15 protein-coding genes are annotated in these 18,495 nt (G+C 43.0%); all 15 read left to right on the top strand.

Annotation, left to right across the window (positions count from 1 at the left end):
• The first annotated feature begins 54 nt into the window (after positions 1 to 54).
• The 15 genes from ACWAU0_RS03040 (at position 55) to ACWAU0_RS02970 (ending at position 18,493) form a co-directional block, all read left to right on the top strand.
• Positions 55 to 987, top strand: a complete 933-nt coding sequence (locus tag ACWAU0_RS03040; RefSeq protein WP_458138281.1) for an NAD-dependent epimerase/dehydratase family protein — start codon at positions 55 to 57, stop codon at positions 985 to 987.
• Positions 984 to 2,027, top strand: coding sequence for an NAD-dependent epimerase/dehydratase family protein (locus ACWAU0_RS03035; protein WP_458138280.1), 1,044 nt, complete (start codon positions 984 to 986; stop codon positions 2,025 to 2,027). Before ACWAU0_RS03040 ends, ACWAU0_RS03035 begins: the two co-directional genes overlap by 4 nt.
• 2 nt (positions 2,028 to 2,029) lie before the next feature.
• Positions 2,030 to 2,986, top strand: coding sequence for an FkbM family methyltransferase (locus tag ACWAU0_RS03030; RefSeq protein ID WP_458138279.1), 957 nt, complete (start codon positions 2,030 to 2,032; stop codon positions 2,984 to 2,986).
• Between the two features lie 67 nt (positions 2,987 to 3,053).
• Positions 3,054 to 4,715, top strand: a complete 1,662-nt coding sequence (locus ACWAU0_RS03025; RefSeq protein WP_458138278.1) for a radical SAM protein — start codon at positions 3,054 to 3,056, stop codon at positions 4,713 to 4,715.
• A gap of 34 nt (positions 4,716 to 4,749) precedes the next feature.
• Complete coding sequence (locus ACWAU0_RS03020; RefSeq protein ID WP_458138277.1) at positions 4,750 to 5,826, top strand: glycosyltransferase family 2 protein; 1,077 nt, start codon at positions 4,750 to 4,752, stop codon at positions 5,824 to 5,826.
• Between the two features lie 169 nt (positions 5,827 to 5,995).
• A complete protein-coding gene (locus tag ACWAU0_RS03015) occupies positions 5,996 to 8,737 on the top strand; it encodes a glycosyltransferase family protein (protein WP_458138276.1) in 2,742 nt (913 codons plus the stop codon).
• 79 nt (positions 8,738 to 8,816) lie between these two features.
• Positions 8,817 to 9,896: a TylF/MycF/NovP-related O-methyltransferase gene (locus ACWAU0_RS03010; protein WP_458138275.1), complete on the top strand. Its 1,080-nt coding sequence runs from the start codon at positions 8,817 to 8,819 to the stop codon at positions 9,894 to 9,896.
• 26 nt (positions 9,897 to 9,922) lie between these two features.
• A complete protein-coding gene (locus ACWAU0_RS03005; RefSeq protein ID WP_458138274.1) occupies positions 9,923 to 10,882 on the top strand; it encodes a class I SAM-dependent methyltransferase in 960 nt (319 codons plus the stop codon).
• A 280-nt stretch (positions 10,883 to 11,162) separates the two neighbouring features.
• Positions 11,163 to 12,989: an asparagine synthase (glutamine-hydrolyzing) gene (gene asnB, locus ACWAU0_RS03000; RefSeq protein ID WP_458138273.1), complete on the top strand. Its 1,827-nt coding sequence runs from the start codon at positions 11,163 to 11,165 to the stop codon at positions 12,987 to 12,989.
• Between the two features lie 100 nt (positions 12,990 to 13,089).
• Positions 13,090 to 13,410 (top strand): hypothetical protein, encoded by a 321-nt coding sequence (locus ACWAU0_RS02995; RefSeq protein ID WP_458138272.1) that lies wholly within the window; start codon positions 13,090 to 13,092, stop codon positions 13,408 to 13,410.
• Positions 13,407 to 13,628 carry a hypothetical protein gene (locus ACWAU0_RS02990; RefSeq protein WP_458138271.1) on the top strand — a complete coding sequence of 74 codons (222 nt, stop codon included), beginning with the start codon at positions 13,407 to 13,409 and terminating at the stop codon, positions 13,626 to 13,628. Before ACWAU0_RS02995 ends, ACWAU0_RS02990 begins: the two co-directional genes overlap by 4 nt.
• Positions 13,629 to 13,683: 55 nt before the next feature.
• Positions 13,684 to 14,781 carry an IS5 family transposase gene (locus ACWAU0_RS02985; protein WP_458137750.1) on the top strand — a complete coding sequence of 366 codons (1,098 nt, stop codon included), beginning with the start codon at positions 13,684 to 13,686 and terminating at the stop codon, positions 14,779 to 14,781.
• 494 nt (positions 14,782 to 15,275) lie between these two features.
• Positions 15,276 to 16,580: a glycosyltransferase gene (locus ACWAU0_RS02980; RefSeq protein WP_494522368.1), complete on the top strand. Its 1,305-nt coding sequence runs from the start codon at positions 15,276 to 15,278 to the stop codon at positions 16,578 to 16,580.
• A gap of 275 nt (positions 16,581 to 16,855) precedes the next feature.
• Positions 16,856 to 17,818, top strand: coding sequence for a hypothetical protein (locus ACWAU0_RS02975; protein WP_458138269.1), 963 nt, complete (start codon positions 16,856 to 16,858; stop codon positions 17,816 to 17,818).
• A gap of 120 nt (positions 17,819 to 17,938) precedes the next feature.
• Positions 17,939 to 18,493 (top strand): adenylyl-sulfate kinase, encoded by a 555-nt coding sequence (locus ACWAU0_RS02970; protein ID WP_458138268.1) that lies wholly within the window; start codon positions 17,939 to 17,941, stop codon positions 18,491 to 18,493.
• Positions 18,494 to 18,495 lie beyond the last annotated feature (2 nt).

Below are 18,495 nucleotides of genomic sequence, written 5' to 3'. Positions count from 1 at the left end.
CCATATTTATGGCAGGCCAAAGCGCTTAGCGCACATGTATTTGGAGATTAGGTTGTGAGAATTTTGGTTACAGGTGGCGAAGGTTTTGTAGGCAGAAACCTAGTTGAGTATTTTAAGGGTGATAATATCGACGTATTACATCCATCTGTTGCGGAGCTCGATTTGACTTGTGCGGAATCTGTGTCAGCGTATTTAAACGCCAACCCAGTGGAGACCATTATCCATTCTGCTACCACTTTACGGGAAAAAACCGATTATCCCGTTGACGTCTGTGAAAACAATCTGCGTATGTTTTTCAATTTGGCGCGGCGGATGACCCCGCAAATGAAACTTATAAACCTTGGGAGTGGATCAGAATACTGTAGGGAATATTGGCACAAAAAAATGCCGGAAACCTTTTTCGATAGTTATGTTCCGACAGACAGTCACAGCTATTCAAAATACATTATTTCCAAATATATCGAAGATTGCCGTGAGCTGAACATGATAACCCTGAGAATATTCGGGATCTTTGGAAAGTACGAGGACTACCGATATAAGTTTATATCGAATGCAATCGTCAAGAATATTTTAAATATGCCTATTACTATAAACCAGAACGTCAACTACGACTACATTTATATAGGCGATTTTTATACGGTCATAAAACACTTTGTCTTCAATAATGGTAAATACAGGTCCTATAACGTAACGCCGGTTGAACCAATAGATCTGGTGTCTTTGGTGAAGGTAATAAATAAAATAAGCGATTACCAAAGTGATATTCTGGTGCTGAATGATGGTATTGGTGTAGATTATTCCGGCAATAATGATCGCCTGTTAGAAGAAATAAATAATCTGCAAATGCTTGGTTACCCGGACGCTGTCAATGAGCTTTATGTTTACTATAAAGAAAACTTGGATTCTTTAGATGTACAAGCTGTCCGCGACGACGACTATTTGAATTACGCCAAGCAGTTAAAAGCCAAATATTTTGAGTCGGCATGAGAAATAAGATCATCGAATCCGATCTGGAATTTATCGCAAAGGCAAACTTGCCCTGGCATGTGTTACAAGACAAGACCGTTTTGATTTCCGGCGCCGCTGGGTTTTTGCCTTCATATATGGTCGACGCTTTGATGTTTTTGAACGAAACGCTGAACCTCAACATCAAAACGATCGGTTTAGTCAGGGATTTACCGCGGGCTCAAAAACGCTTCGCCCATATTGGCTCGGAATTTTTGCAGTTGGTCGAACAGAATATATGCGAACACTTCGCCATTAACGAAAAAATTGATTTGATCATTCATGCGGCCAGCCAGGCCACGCCGAAAGTATTCGAAAGCGACCCTGTGGGCACACTGTTGCCTAACGTCATCGGTACCAAAAACTTGTTAGAAATTGCGGTACAAAACCATGTTGAGAACTTTCTGTTTTTCAGCACCAGCGGCGTATACGGTCATGTCGATGATGACGAATATCCGATTACGGAAGACTGTTTTGGTCGTCTGGATCCAACTCAATTGTCGGCGTGCTATTTGGAGAGCAAACGCATGGGTGAAAACATGTGTATTGCTTGGCATAGTCAACACGGTGTGCCGGTAAAAATAGTGCGGCCAGCGATTACTTATGGTCCCGGAGTCGGATTAGATGACGGCCGCTCTTTTGCAGACTTTATCGCCTGCATCGTTAAAGGCGAAGACATCAAACTCTATAGCGACGGTAAAGTACTGCGGAATTACTGCTACATAGCGGATGCGGTGCTAGGCTTTTTTACGGTGTGGCTAAAGGGCGAGAACGGCCAAGCTTACAACGTCGCCTCCGATATTGATATTGGGGTGCGGGAATTAGCTGAATATTTGGTTACCGAGGTTTTCTCGGAAAGGAAGCTAAACGTCACCGTAAGTGTCGATCATTCCAAAAATTTTTTAAGAACAAATTTCGCTAGAACTACGGTGGATATCAGCAAGGCAAAATCGCTGGGTTGGCGCCTGTCATTTTCTATAGCGGAAGGGTTTAAGCGGACTGTCCAAAGCTTCGAGGAATAAAAATGGAACCGACAATCGATATGACATTGAGCGAACTGCGCATTCTGTACCGCGCCGGACAGATAGATAAACACAGTTATATTCGCCTTATGCACACCAAACACAAGGCGTTGTTCGATTATGCGGACTACATAAAAGATGCAGATGTGCAATCGATACTAATCGAAAGTGAAAAAATCTATTTAACTACTAAGCAAGCCGGTATCAAATTATATTTGGATAAAACCGATAGTCGCTTTATTCCTATCGAAATATTAAACTTCGGTTTTTTCGATCCGATCGAGAGCAACCTGATTTATTTTCTGGCTAGCAGAAGTCGAGTTATTTTTGATATTGGTGCCAATGTGGGTTGGTATTCACTGAATTTCGACAGACTAGATGCTGTAGAGCGAATTTACGCCTTTGAACCAGTACCTTATACCTACGACTATTTAATCAAAAATATTGATTTCAATAGTTGTTCAAAAATTGCGCCCAATAATTTAGCGTTGACCGATACTGAAGGAGATGTGATTTTTTATTGGTCGGAAACGGAAACAGGTAGTTCGTCGATGAGAAATATACAGGACAGGGAATTGGTACATGAAACCAAGTGTCTAGCAACCACCCTGGATATTTACGCCAAACGAAACGGCATAAAACTGGATATGATTAAGTGTGATGTAGAAGGCTCCGAGTTATTCGTATTCAAAGGCGGTATGGAGGTTATAAGTAGGGATAAACCGTTTATATTTACCGAAATGCTTAGAAAATGGTCGGCCAAATTCGGTTACCATCCCAACGACATTATCGAGTTATTATCATCGGTCGGTTATCGCTGCTTTGCCTACGTGGAAACTGATTTTGTCGAAATCGATACTATTACCGATGCAACCCAGCCCACCAATTATTTCTTTTTACACGGGCAAAAACACCTGGACATGATTGAAGATATTTTGCATGGACGTTTGGTTATGTAAATGCTTATCAGTGATTGTTAACATTATTTTCCTGTAAATTCTGGACTCATTGCCGAGGATATAAGTTATGAACGATCGTATTTTGTTTGTTGTTCCACCTCCTATACGGTATGTTGATTATATAAACCCGGCGTACAATACAAAATCTCATCAAAAAAATGACGGCATATTTGGCAACGTCGTGACCGACATGCCTCTCGGTTGTTTGGCATTAAGCGCCTATGTCAAAGCGCATGTCCCTGTCATTTGTAAATTAATCGATTTTTCCATTGAGCTAAATAAGCTTAATAGTTTCGATTTTGATAGTTTTGACAGTTTTTTTTATCATTTTCTTTCGCAACCCCCGGTATCGAATTTCAATCCTACGGTAATCGCTATCTCGGCTTTGTTTACTCCTTCGTATCAAAACTTGATCGATATCGCCAGGTCATGCCGAAGAATTTTTCCGGATGCCTATTTATTGGCTGGCGGAGGCGTCCCGCAAAATACCTATAAGGAAATATATGCGACTTTTCAGGGTATTGACGGGATCTGTTATGGTGAAGGCGAAAGACCTTTCCTTAATTTTTTACAGGCTGCTTGCAGAAAAACCTACCTTGAACAAAGCAGTTCGTGGATTACTCTCCGCAAAACCCAGGGCGTAGTATTTTCGCATGACTTTATCGAAAATCTCGATGAGATACCCTTTTATGATTACGACCTTTGCGACGTCAAGGAATACTCTAAAAATCCAGCCATTACCTCGTATGCCTCCCTCGGCATCCCTACAGCGAACTTTCATGTAATGACTTCCCGCGGCTGTCCTTTTAAGTGCACATTCTGCGCTTCACATACCGTGCATGGCCGCAAAATGCGCTATTACAGTGTCGAGCGCATTCGTGAGGATTTTTGGCATTTGCGAAATCAATACGGAGCCAAACAGTTCATTTTCCAAGACGACCATCTGATGGGCGATACCGACCGAGTTTTCGAAATATTACAAATACTCGAAGAAATGGGCGACGCCACACCGGTCTTTCAAAATGGTTTGGCGCTTTATGCGCTGGATAAAAAGATGCTTGAGGCTTTGAAACGTTCTGGCGTGGTACAGCTAACTCTGCCCGTAGAATCCGGCAGCCACCACGTGCTGAAAAAGTTAATGAAAAAGCCGCTAAATCTCGACATTGCGGTTAGAGTAGTCAACGACTGCCGTGAACTCAATATCTATACCAACGTCAACATCCTGGTTGGCATGCCTGGAGAAACCCGTGAAGATATCGACGAAGCTAGGAAATTTCTGACAAAACTGAATTGCAACTGGTTTGTCATCGTTTTCGCGACGCCCCTTGTGGGCAGCGAGATGCTGGAAGTTTGCATTGAAAACGATTACCTCCAAGGCAGCTATATCGATACCGACTACAAAAAAGCGATTGTCGCTACCCCGGAATTCTCGACCTCCGAAATATATAAAACTGCTTACTTTATGAATCTGGAGCTAAACTTTATTAATAATCCAGACTATCGTTTAGGCAATTATCAACAAGCGATTATAGGGCTTCACGGAGCAATTAAAGCCAAGAATGATCACGTATTCGCCCACTACTTTTCCGGATTATGTTACGAACAAATGGGCCAAAACGCGATGGCTCGGAATCATTTCGACAAAGCAAAATCCTATCTCGAGGAATCATCAGTATGGCAGGAATATGCTGATATCTTTGGGATAAAAGAGCAGGTTTTTCTTTCTTGAGCAACCACAAATCATCGAAACATATATTTAATCTATGCAAGAATCTATTACTTTTGAAAATAGCTCATTGAAAAGTTCAGCCAACTTAGTATTTACTATTGCGGTCATGTCCTACAACAGAGGGCGGCGAGTGCTAGAAATGGCAAAAATGTTATTGCCTCAATTAGATGAAAACTGGGAGCTAATGATCTTGGATAATGCCTCAGTTGAAGAAACTGATAGTTACGCTGAGCTAAATACACTCGCCAAAGCCGATCATCGATTGAACTATATTCGCCACAAAACTAATACATTTGCTCAGGGTAATTTTCTGAAGGCTCTAGAGTTGTGTAAAACCGATTTTGTGATGATACTAAGCGACGAGGATTACGCGAATCCAGAAATGATTCGGCAAATTCTACCCGCGTTATCTTTACCTAATTTGGGGATTATTCGAGGAAGCATTGAGCCGGTTACAGGGATGAATCCACGAAACTCCCACACAAGACCGGACAAATCATTTTTCTCCGGAGAGGAGGCGTTGACTGGATTTTCATTTGCAAATAACTATTTTTCTGGAACCATCTACAACGTTGGGCTTATCAAAAAATATGGAATATTGGATATTTTCAAAATTGGATTGGAGCGGAACCGAGTATATCCGCATTTGTTTTTGGAGCTATTGGTGTGTGCAAAGTGCGACGTGATTTCTACATCAGAGGTTTCCTGTTTTGAAGGGCATGAGCAACCGATTGAAGATAGTGGCGATCCGATGTTTGGTAAAACAAAAGGACCAAGGGAATATGCTGCGCCATACTCATTTGGCAGTCGGGTTGATCAATTTATTGTGCTAAGAGATGCTGTTCGACAAGCGGTTTTTTTGGTTAATGACTGCTTTGATGATAAGTTGTTTGTAAAAATATATCTGAGACTATGTGAAAAATATTTTTATTTGATAACGAAAGTTAATGCTCCAATGTATATTAACAATTCTATTCATGCCGGTTTATTGGCTCAAGGATTTTTGTATATTGCGGGAGCTGGAATTTCGATGTTTCCAGAGATTCAGGAATATGACACGGAAGTGTACGCACGCATTCAGGAAATTTGTTCTCGCTATAGTTCTGTATAGTTTGGTTTTTTATGGTTTGATTTTTTATATTTCCATTGGAATAAATTGTGAAGTTTATTGTTGGTTAAGGTGCGTTTTTATGCTGGGTGAGATTTAATTAGTGCCCATAGTTCAACTTTTGTTTATCCACCAATAGTCGTGTTTAGTAAGTTTCGGATCTTATCCTACGATGAAGAAGTATTCGGTTGTATATTATTTAGACGGGGCAGCAGCATTATCAGATTCTAAGTTACATGATAGTGGGTTGATAATGAATTACTATGACGGTCCGGTAATATATGATGCGCCTAATAATTGTATAAACGTTAAAGCGGATTGTTTTGTTGATTATTTTTTATCAAATATTGATTTATTGCCGATAAGGGTTGATTTTACAAACAAAGACTTAAGCGAGGTAGTAAAAAACCAGATATCTGGTTCGATAATGAATGTGATTCAACACTTGGAGGCAGAGTTTTTAAAGGTTATACATGAGACCGAATTGAGTGCGGAAACCGTAAATTTCATTTTACGGTTGACATTGACGGTATTGATGAGAAAGTTGTCTGATAACCAAGCAAATGGTTATAGTGAAATCGAAAAACTGATTAATTTGATGCATGGTTTTCTACAAAACAATATGTTTCTGCTTGACGCAAAGTCGAAACAAGTTGCGGCTAATTGTTTGCGTTGCTTTGAGGGAGAAGAGCTTCGAAATGATACGAAGAGTTTGCAAATTTGGTATGCGCTGTCAGTTATCGTTAACCCATTAATAATTGCTGAATTGCAGGATAAATATTTCAATATCTTGGCGGATTCAGATGATTTGATGGATATTTATAATAATTACGGGCTTATTTGCTTGGTTTTCCCAAGCCAATATTTGGGTGTTTATATAAGTCTATACTCAAAGAATTTATTTAGAGAGAATTTTTTCGTTTTGAGTATAGAGGCTCAAAAGAAGTTAATATGTAAGCTGGTTTATTTTACAATATTGTTTTATGAAAGAAGCGTTGTTTTTTTAGATATATATAAAGCTATTTATCCGATATACTTGAAAGCCATTTCGAGCGGGCTAACAGAGTTGGTTCTTTGGTTATATCCTCCCCTGCTTTACTGTCACAACGGGGTGTTACTATCTCAGGATGATTTTAGGCGATTCAACGATGAGGTTGATAAGCCTTTGGAGGCTTATCTTCGAAATGAGGTTATTCCCACTCTAAACATCTTGCCTAACCCTCGGCGGTTGGGAGAGGATGGTGCTATTAGAAAAGTTGTTTTTTTACTCGACAGGCTGGTTGACTATTCTATTTTTAATGTTCTCTATTCATTGTTGATTAACTTAAAAAAAGGCGATGCAAGCTCTTATTATTATTTTTTGATTTATGATCTAAATTCTAGTGAGTTAGGTGGTTCCGATTCAAGTCTAGTTAAAAAAATAACTGGTTTGGGATTTGAGTATATCGATCTTCATGGCGAGTATGTTGGAAGTAATGAACACTTTTATTCTATATTTAAGAAGGTAACTCTTGTTAGAGAGAGGCTGGTTCAAGACAATGTCGATATTCTAATTGCTGTCAATGGTCGTCCGGAAATAAACTTTTTGTTTGCCTCTAGAGTCGCGCCGATTCAGATATTTTGGAGTCATGGAAATTATGTTTTTGACGTGCAGGGTATCGATAAAAGAATACTTCATTATTCTACCGATGACTATAAGCTCTATGGTTATGAGTTTTCAGAATTTAATATATTGACTGACTATTCTGTAACTGATAAACACGATTGCCAGCAGAAAGCCAACTTCATTAGACAAAGATGGTCTGGCAATACAATCGTACTCGGTGCGATTGGTAGACTTGCAAAAATGGAAGATAGAGAATATCTAAATGTGATTGCTAGGTTATTGTTGTCTGGTAAGGATTTAGTTTTCTTGGTTTGTGGAAATGGCGACAATAGCCGAATTCTGGCAGTTATAGAAAGTTTTGGTGTCTCGGATAAAGTTTTCTTTGAAGGGTACATTGATCCTAAAGTTTATGCATTTGTGATAGATATTTATCTTGATCCTTTCCCGAGTGGAGGCGGGGAAAGTCTTGAGGAATTCAGATCGAGGAGTGAGAATAACTTTATTGTATCTATTGGTGGCAATCAAATGAATGAAGGCAAGGAAGGTGCTGATAGATATTTTATGCAGGCTTTGACTTATATCGAATATATTGATTACATGAGAAGTTCTTATAAATCAGTAAATGTATTGCGGTACAATAAGTTTGTTATTTGCTCAGATATGCCATCTAACGTAATAGAAGTAGATTTTATTGTTGGGTTGCTAAGAGAGTATGCGAACGTACTCTATGCTATACCAAAAAACGATAAGGATTTTGAAAGTTTGTTTTTGGATAAACGGGTTGATGAACAGATTTTATGGGTTGATGTGGAGAATATTTTTGAGTACTCTATATTATCGGATTTGTATTTGTTATTTTATAATAATGCTCTCAGAGATGTTTTTCTGATTAAAAATGAAATTCCTTTTGTTAATGTTTGTTCGTATTCACAGGTTGATGTGTGCATAAGAGATCTGTGGGCCGGGTGCGACGAGAATAGTGTTGTTGCCTACGTTGTGGCTGATATATCTGGCTGCGACAAAAGCTTTTTTAATACATCCGATGGGCGATATAAAGCTTTTTCCTTGATGTATGAAAGTCTAGGTTTGAAAAAAGAACAATTTGATGGTTTATGGGGGATTCCAATGAAAAATATTGATATGGCAAAAATTATCTGTGATTTTTCGTTGGAATGCGGTGGTTATATTGAATTATTGAAAAAATCTAACTCCTTATACTACAAGTACAATAAGGAGTTGCAGTTGGGTTTCGGAAAATCAGTGTCGAGGTCGTTTTTTGAATTAATAGATGCTTGGTGTTATAAATAAGCGTTTACGTAGTGTTTTTTAAATTAATTGATAAAGCGGTTTTGAGTCGATATTTTAAGTTTATGCATTTTAGGCTGATATGAATTCATTGAATTTTTGCTCTAGGATGTTCTTGTTTCCTAGAGAAAATATCCGGTTTGATAAGGGGCATGCATTTGTAATCAAAATGCCAAACGAGTCGCCTATTGGTGATACCGAGAGCAGTCCTTATTCATCGAAAATAATTCTGTTTGAAGATGGTGTGGAGTTATGGCCGCCGCATGCCATCCATGATGATATTCGTGCCATAGGATGCGGACTATATTCTCATTACGGAAATTATATTTGGTTTTCATCTAGCGATAACAGTTCGCCGATTGATAATGGTCGTCGATATGAAGCTGTGCTGCCGAGTAGCATGTATGCTGTAAATAGTCCCGACCAGATAATTGGAAACGAAACAGGAGGCTATTCGAATTTGCCACCGTTCTATCGTTTTCGTCTTGCCCGTGAAGCATACAGGCAGATATGGCCGTACAGCAGGCTTCCGGATATTGGGCGGCGTGTTGATATTGATCAGGAGTTTGCGGCTGATTTTGCGCATGTAAGTCCCGATGCCGATTACAGCTATGAAAGGAAATTCAATCTTGAACAACTTTTCAAGCTGGTGGTAAATGTTGAAGGAGATGTTGCGGAATGCGGTACTTACCAAGGAGGGTCCGCGTTTTTCTTGGCTCGTCATATTGTTCGCGGCAATTTGAAAAAGCAGCTTTTTCTTTTCGATTCGTTCGAGGGCTTGTCGTCCCCTGTCGCGATTGACGGTGACTGGTGGAAGGCTGGTGATTTGCATGGCTCCGTAAGTGATGTCTGGGACACTTTGGCCCCTTTCGATGATCCATCCGTAGTAACAATTTATCAGGGCTGGATCCCGCAACGGTTCACGGAAGTTGCAAATCGTCGTTTTTGTTTTTTGCATATTGATGTCGATCTTGCGCAGCCTACATTGGATTCATTAATGTTTTTTTATCCCAGATTAAACAGCGGGGCACTCATTTTGTTTGATGATTATGGTCACGAATCTTGTCCCGGTGTCACCCAGGTGGTGGATGCCTTCATGAATGACAAACCGGAGCCATTGGTCAATTTGGCTTCCGGTGGTGCATTTATAATTAAGCTGTAATGAAGTTTTAGATTGGGCAAAGAGAAATGTTGGATTCAGTATTGAATGCTCCGGTCGTTGGTCGTAATCCTGATTTTGATGACGGTTTGGTGATTTGGGATGATAGCTATTCGGGGCGTTATCAACCTGTGACTTATTCGGAGCAGTTTGACGATCAGTGGCGTTTATTTCTTGAGCGGCAACGCGGGTTTTGCGACCACACTGGCGTCGAAACATCAAATCAGTACATTGATGACCGAATTTATGAGTTGACTGGTGTTTCAGATGTAATTAAGCGGCGGCGTTTTGGCAGAATTTATCCGCTGGTATCGAAGATTCTAAGGCCTAGCGGCAATGACGAACGCCGCGCAGTAGGCGGAAAGCTGTATCTCGAGCCCAAATTCCCTTTGGATTTTTTTCGTGGACAGAGGTGCTTGGATATTGGATGTGGCGCCGGTCGATGGACTAGAACGCTGTTGGCGCTGGAAGGGGATGTTAAATCGGTCGATGTGTCGGAGCATGCTTTGAATTCGACGAGAAGGTTTAATCCGAATACAGAGCGACTCGATATTTTTGATATTCCTAGTCGACCCGATTTGCATGAAGCCTTCGACTTTGTGCTGTGTTGGGGAGTCGTCATGTGCACACATGATCCTCAAAAAGCTTTTCAGAACGTAGCATCCACAGTGAAACCAGGCGGGAGTTTATACATAATGGTTTATGCGCCAACCTATCATGCATCGGATGGGGTGCGTGAGTTAAGGAAACAGTTTCACCGTGAATGCCAAACCATGCAAGAAAAGCAGGACTTTGTTTTTCGAATTGCCGAAGACCCCGACAATGCCATCAATTACATGGATATGCTGAATACCTTCTATAACTGGACTATTCCGGAAGACATTGTTTACAACTGGTATGGAGACGCGGGATTTGAAGATATTGTCACCTTAAATAGGGGGGAGCCCCATAACTGCGCATGGCATATATTAGGTCGAAAATCGGGATGATATTTTCGTGGCGATGAATAGTAATTTTCTGGCTTATTTGTTAAGACTAAATTCTAAATAATCTCTTAATTATACGGTCTGTAATTATTAAAAGTTACCTAAAGTTGATAATCAAGCTAAAACAAACGTTGCCGCTATGTCTAATTGAAGTCGGCTTTATCGCGCAGACGACTGCGGAATTTTAGGTGTCTTTACCATTCGATGCGCAACGAATCATCGTATGCGAAAAAAAAATGGCGACTAATTGCAAAAGGCCAAGAGCTAACGTAACTAACGGTTTATGTGTGGAATAGCAGGTTTAATCGATTGGGGGGCTGGATTCGGTAAGGAACGGATTGCTTCAATCACTCGCTCGATAAGAGATTCAATGACGCATCGTGGGCCTGATGATGCGGGGATTTGGGTAAATGAATCGGGTAATTGCGCATTGGCTCACAGGCGTTTATCGGTCATCGATCTTAGTGCCGACGGGCGACAACCCATGGGAAACGGTGACGGTTCGGTATGGGTAACTTTTAACGGAGAAATTTACAATTTTCAGCAGTTGCGTAGCCGACTCATCGAAAAAGGGTATTGCTTTCGCTCAAACACTGATAGCGAGGTGTTGCCCTTTCTGTTCGAAAACTTGGAAGTGGAGTCACTGAAGAAATTGGACGGTATGTTTGCATTTGCCGTTTGGAACGAAAGAACAAAACGTCTTCTGCTTGCGAGGGATCCGTTCGGAAAAAAACCACTTTATTACAGTCAAGGTTCAAATTATTTCGCTTTTGCTTCAGAGTTGAAGTCGCTACGTGCTATACCATTGTTTGATGCGTCGATAGATAAGGATGCTTTGTCGCTCTATTTAATGACGCAATACGTTCCCGCTCCCCACACTATTTTCTCCGGAGCTAGAAAATTGCCTCCGGGACACTATCTTGAAGCAGACTTTTCTCGAGGCGGTGTACCAATAATCCGGATAAATCAATATGCGGATTTTTGCCCGACAGAACCAAAGACCGAGCCAGATCAAACAAGTGAAATTGACCAATTAGGCGAGGCTGTCATTCAGGCTGTAGAAAAGCGGCTGGTTTCAGATGTCCCCCTGGGGGCGTTTTTATCGGGTGGGGTCGATTCATCTTTGGTTGCTGCGATTGCAACCAAGGAGCTGGGGCGAAAGCTCAAAACGTTTACGATTGGTTTTGAAGGTTCTGCTGAGAGTGAGCATGGTGCGGCGCGTGAAATTGCCGAGTATTTAGGTACCGACCACTACGAGAGACTTCTTAAGCCCGATGCCATTGCGCTGGTGCACGAGATAGCATCTCGCCTTGATGAGCCGAATGGGGATACCAGCTGCTTACCCACTTTACTGTTGTGCCATCATGCCCGTGAACATGTCACTGTGGCGCTCTCGGGTGATGGTGGTGACGAGATGTTTGGCGGATATGGTCGTTACCGGGACACTCTGAATGAAGAAGAAAACTGGGCCGGGCAATCGTTGAAAGGAACGGTATCTGAAAGTAGCTGGAGTGCGTCATCAGCCTACCTCTCGCCGCGCTGGTTAATATTTCAGCCAGTCCAGGTCAGCAAGCTAATGGGAGGAATTTCGGAGTCGGTAAATAAATTGTTATTAGAATGGGCGGAGATGCTTGATTCTACAAAAATGCCCTTGATGCATCGTATGCGTCATCTGGATGCGCAAACCTATTTACCGGGTGCGGTGCTGGCAAAAGTCGACCGCATGAGTATGCAAGTATCTCTTGAGGTTCGTTGTCCCTTGCTTGATTTGAGTGTGGCACAATTTGCCAGGAAAGTTCGCTCTGATTCGTGCTGGAAGGCGCCGGATGAGACGAAGCGGATATTAAAGCAGTTGGCCTCAAGATACTTGCCGGAAGATTGGATGAATAGGCGTAAACAGGGTTTTGGCTTGCCTGCAAATGCTTGGTCTAAGGATGAGGTATTGTTGTTAGCCAGGGAAATGTTGTTATGTGAAAGTAGCAAATTGAAGGAACATCTCGATCCTAAAGAGATTGAGATGTTGGTGGCAAAACAAGAAAGCGGATATTTTTCTATCTATCAAGTCTGGCCGTTACTTATTCTTGAATCATGGTTAAGAAAAAATTCATGACAATATTCGTTTGCCATCTTGAGAGTTGTGGTTTAACGGCATTCGAAAATTAATGGCGTTAGGGGTGAAACTATATGGATTTTAGAGAAATTAAATAAATATGGTCGATTTTAATGAACTTCCGGATACTCCTGTCGAGATGAGCTATCTGCTGCCATATTATCGCAGTTCGATGCTTTATTCTGAATTTGTGGGGCTGAATAGAAAAATCTCAATGCTCCATTCCGATGCGTTATCGATTCTTTATCATCTTGCAAAATACTCAACGGGCGCCATTATCGAGATTGGTCCATATATTGGTGGTTCGACGATAGCCATCGGTATGGGTATCAAAGACAGCGGGATACCATTAGTGTGGAAATGGGAGGTGCTTATATTGATCATCCCCATTGTCCGACAAAAGATATTATTTCGGACTTGAAGCATAATCTACAAGAATGGCGTTTGGACGGATATGTGCAACTAATTACTGGAATCAGCAGAGATCCTAAGGTAGCCAATATAATCAAAAATGAAATTGGAGAAGGCGAAGCTGGCTTGATTTGTATTGATGCCGATGGACAGATTGATCAGGATTTTGAGGTTTTTGGAAGCCTGCTTAGCAGGCTGGTGAAAAACTCGAAAAGCCAAGTAAGCTAAGGCATAGATGAGCGGCTAACTGTTAAAATAGGCTACCTAAATTTGGAGCCTTTCAATGCGCGGACACGATGCCATTCAAAACAGCTGGTTCAGCTATGTTGGCCTGGAAGACCGTATTCCCAAACAGCATCCGTTGCGTCGTTTACGGCTACTGGTTGATGGCGTATTGGCCTCGATGGATGCCGTCTTTGCCGAGCGTTACTCGCACACAGGCCGTCCCTCGATTGCCCCTGAAAAACTGCTGCGCGCCTTGCTGTTACAAGTCCTGTATACGGTCCGTAGCGAGCGTCAGTTGATGGAACAACTGGACTACAACCTGTTGTTTCGCTGGTTTGTCGGTCTGGGCATCGACGACGCCGTGTGGGAACGCACAGTGTTCAGTGCCAACCGCGAACGCCTGCTGTCCGAAGCCCTGAGTCGCGAATTTTTTGAGCGGGTACTGGCCATAGCCGAATGGCAAAATCTGGTGTCCGACGAACACTTCAGTGTCGACGGTAGCCTCATTGAAGCCTGGGCCTCGCACAAAAGCTTCGTCAAAAAAGATGGTAGTGGTCCCGATAAACCCGCCGGCCGCAATCCCGAGATCGACTTCAGTGGCGAAAAGCGCAGCAACGCCACCCATCAAAGTACAACCGATCCCGAAGCCCGGCTTTACAAGAAAGGCGAATACACCGAGGCCAAACTGCGTTACATCACCCATGCCTTGTCCGAGAATCGCAACGGCCTGATTGTCGATGTCGAAACCACTCAAGCCACCGGCACCGCCGAAATCGAAGCCGCGCAAAAAATGATCAAACGCCGCGTGCCCCAAGGTGGCAGCGTCGGTGCCGACAAAGGCTATGACCAACCGGCGTTCGTCAACGGACTCGAGTCCCGTGATATCAAAGCCCATGTGGCCCGCAAAAAGATTGGCAGTGCCGTCGACGGCCGCACCGCGCGCGGCAAAGGTTACGCCCAAAGTCTCAAGCGCCGCAAAATCGTCGAAGAAGCCTTTGGCTGGGTCAAAACGGTCGGCGGCCTGCGCAAAACCCGTCACATCGGCTTAGCCAAAGTCGCGGGTCAGGCCTTGTTTTGCTTTGCCGCCTACAACCTGACGCGCATGCTCAACCTATTGGTGTTCACGCCGAAACCGGCGTGGAGTGCACCCGCCTAGGGTGGAGTTCGCCTGAAAACCGTCCACAGACGGCTTCAGGCGAATAAAAAGCCCTTGAAACCGGGGCAAAACGCTTGAAACTCGATGTCATGACCGATTTCAACTCGAAAAAATCACGAACATCGTGGGTAAGGGGAAATATCGGCGGGTTTTTCACCAGCCTGTTAGGTCGGGTACATATTTGGTTGTGGATGATTACTTCAGTATAGGCAATGAAAAAGCCTTGCCCACAAAGATCGCGCTGGACAGGATGGAGAAGAACCATGAAGTGGAATGTCTAGGCGTATACGGCTGGGGGACATGGGTTGGAATAGTTAGGTAATCAACCTAGTAATTTTTGAAATGTGTTTTTAAATTTTAATAAGGTTGTATCTTAAGAAATGGGACAGTACTCGTCATGGTTTTTTGAAAGGAGACGGAAAAAATCGCCTATTAAATACCAGTTTCGTAAAATCCTGCGCAAATTAAATTTGCTACGTAGCGGTGAGGTTCGGGTGAAATTAACAGCCGAAGAAGAAAATAGGGAATGGCATGCTCGTTCGCTTTTCTTGGAAAACTGGCTTCAATCTGAAGCGTCGAAGCCAGTTGCGTCGATACCCCGCACGCCTAAAGTGACTCATATGATTGGAAGTCTCCAGTCCGGAGGGGCTGAACGACAACTGTGCAATTGCGTTATTGGTATGCGCAGATTGGGTTTTAATGTGTCGGTTATGCTGATATATAAACCAACTGATGAACACGGTCACTATATTGATTTGCTGCATAAAGAGGGGATTTCGGTACGTGTCGCCGGTGAATGCTTTGATCCTAAATTCGAGTCGGCAATAAAATCTCTCCCTGAGGGTGAAGATTATTTAATAAATATCCCGGAAAAGTTCCGCTCTTTTACTATCGATATACTGGGTGAACTGATTTGTGAGCCCCCGGATATCTTTCATTCTTGGCTGGATCATCCAAACATATGGGGAGGTGTCGCAGCGCTGCTCGCAAAAATCCCGCTCATTGTGTTGAGTACCAGAAACGTAAACCCAACACATTTCCCCTATTTGGCAGACCCTTATTTGTATGCGATGTATTCTCAGTTGGCACGTAGTCCCAATATTCGCTTCATTAATAATTCTTATGCCGGCGCCGAAGATTATGCAAAATGGCTTGATATACCAAAAGAACGATTTGCGGTCATCCTTAACGGCGTTGAGCTTGATGGAATATGTCGTGCTTCCAATCAACAAGTATCCCATTTTCGGGACGAATTAGGCATTTCCTCCGATAAGGAAATTATTGCCGGTGTATTTCGTTTGTCGGAAGAGAAACAGCCGCTTATTTTTTTGGAGGTGGTGCGGCGGATTATCAGGCGACGTTCGACCGTGGTTGCCGTGATAGCAGGTATTGGGCCTCTGGAACAGAAAATCCGTGAATATATTTCGGCAAATCAACTGGACAAGCAAGTGTTTCTTTTAGGACGCCGAAATGATGTGGCGACAATTTTTTCGGCGGCAAAAGTAGCGTTATTGTGTTCTCGCCAAGAAGGTACTCCGAATGTTTTGCTTGAAGCTCAGTGGCTTGGCTGCCCCGTGGTGTCTACAAAAGCGGGCGGGGCTGTTGATGCTGTAATCGATGGCGAGACCGGGTTTCTCGTCAATGTTGGTGATGTTGACGGACTTGAGGATGCTGTAATTGATTTGCTTGAAAATGTGAGTCTGAGAAATAATATGGTGGAAGCTGGCGCCAATTTTATAAAACAACATTTCAGGATGGATAGGATGGTCAAGGAGACGATAGCGATTTATAACAACTGAGGCGACTAATAGAAAAACGAAACAAGCCGCTCGTAGTTTGGAAGTGCCCCGAAAATTTGAATAGGCCGCTTAATAATCAGTTGGAGACTTTCAATTAAAACCTTCCAACGCTGGCCAGAAGCTGTGACTTAATATTCGCCACTCAACTCAAACTGACATTTTGCACATTACTAAATGTTGGCTGGAAATTCGTAACCAATCATGAATGGGTATTGAGCGGGACAAGAGATTTGATGATGCATCGACTAATTATTTCATTAGGTTCGGTTGGCACCATGGCCGCCTACAACTTAATATCGAAGAACGACGATATTTTTTTGCCACCATATCCGGAGACGCCTTATTGGCTGAGAAACTATGACAATTTATGGCACATGGCCGCCAACCGCCTTGTGCTCCAGGTACATTCCATTAACGACTTGGATCTTGTCGATAGGATTCTCTCAGAGAAGGAAAATACCGCATGCATCACATTGATTAGAGAGCCGCATGACGGTCTTGTTTCGTGGATAAACGCGAGCCTTTTTCATGAGATGGTCAGGTCCAATTCTCCCCCGGCTGACCTTTGTGCGTTCATTCAAAAATTGATGGATATCGGTCCATATAGACATCTGATAAGGTCTGCACGGATTGCAGACAAGGCCAGCAGGCAATTGGTGTTGGATGTATCAGCCTTCAATATGCCACAGATCGAAAAAACGCAAGCCCTGATCTGCGATTTGTTCGGCATAAGGAATATATATGGCTCAATCATGGAGAAGGAAAATTCCTATTTTTCAAGGTTCTTGTATGAGCAGGTGATACCCGTTGATGTCTTGCACGGAAAATTGGAAGTAAAGTTCTCAGGCTATGGTGATATCGTCGACAATCCGTATATGGTCAGGCTTTTTGAATTTCCGTCGCCAGACTTGTGGGCTGAATTTATGCCTCAAGACAGGCAGATTACTGCCTATCTCCAGTTGACCAGTGACTTCAACAATTATTCCACTCCGATGGGTAAGTTTGGCTTCGTTGTTGATTTGGTCAAGACTTGGATAAAAGAGAGACTGTATGACGAGTGCAGGAAGATATCCGATGACTTCAAGGCGTGTATGACCAGTTACGAAACGGTGAAGATAAATACTCTTGATGACATCCCCGATTTTGGGCACAGGCAACTCCTGGCTGAAATCAGAGCCTTTTATGATGAAAGGTATCCGGAAATCGTCAGTACCTGGGATTCCCTGTGCTCGGGTTAACAGAGCAGGGGCCGGTTTCGGATGTTGAAGCGGAAGATGATGCGAGTGACAAGACGTTGCCGATATTTGCCGGCGAGCCAGCCTCCGGCATCGTTATTGTCCTGGGACGGTGGATACGGCGTGTCAGGTGAACTGAAGCAACTACCATCGGTGTTTTGGGTTACCGGTCTATCCGGCGCTGGAAAGTCTTCGTTTGCGCGCGCGTTGGTCGAGCGGTTGCGAAATCAAGGTGAGTCTGTCGTTCTGCTTGATGGCGATGACCTGCGGGAGGTATTTGGTGCGGTAGACGATAATGAGCTCAACTTCGGTAGGCAAAGACGTTTGGCTCTGGGGATGAAGTATGCCCATCTCTGTCGCATAATTTCTGCTCAGGGTTTAATCGTTGTCATTGCCACTATTTCCTTGTTCCGTGAGTTGCACTCGTGGAATCGGGCAAACCTGCCAGGCTATTTCGAAGTGTACTTGAATGTGCCTTTGGAGGAATTGCGTCGTAGGGACTCAAAGGGCATCTACAAGCGATTCGATGCCGGGATACTGAAAAATGTAGTGGGGCTGGATCTGGAGGTTGATGAACCGGAAGCCGCGGATTGGACGGCAGCTTTTGAAGAAGGAAAGGGTGTCCAAATTTTGGTTGATGATATGTTGAAATACATGTGTGAGAGGGGGCTGTGGTAGAG

It is taken from the genome of Methylomonas sp. Uni0009, assembly GCF_054188105.3.
The sequence above is the reverse complement of the archived record's forward strand: the minus strand, read 5'-3'. Positions and strand labels throughout refer to the sequence as shown.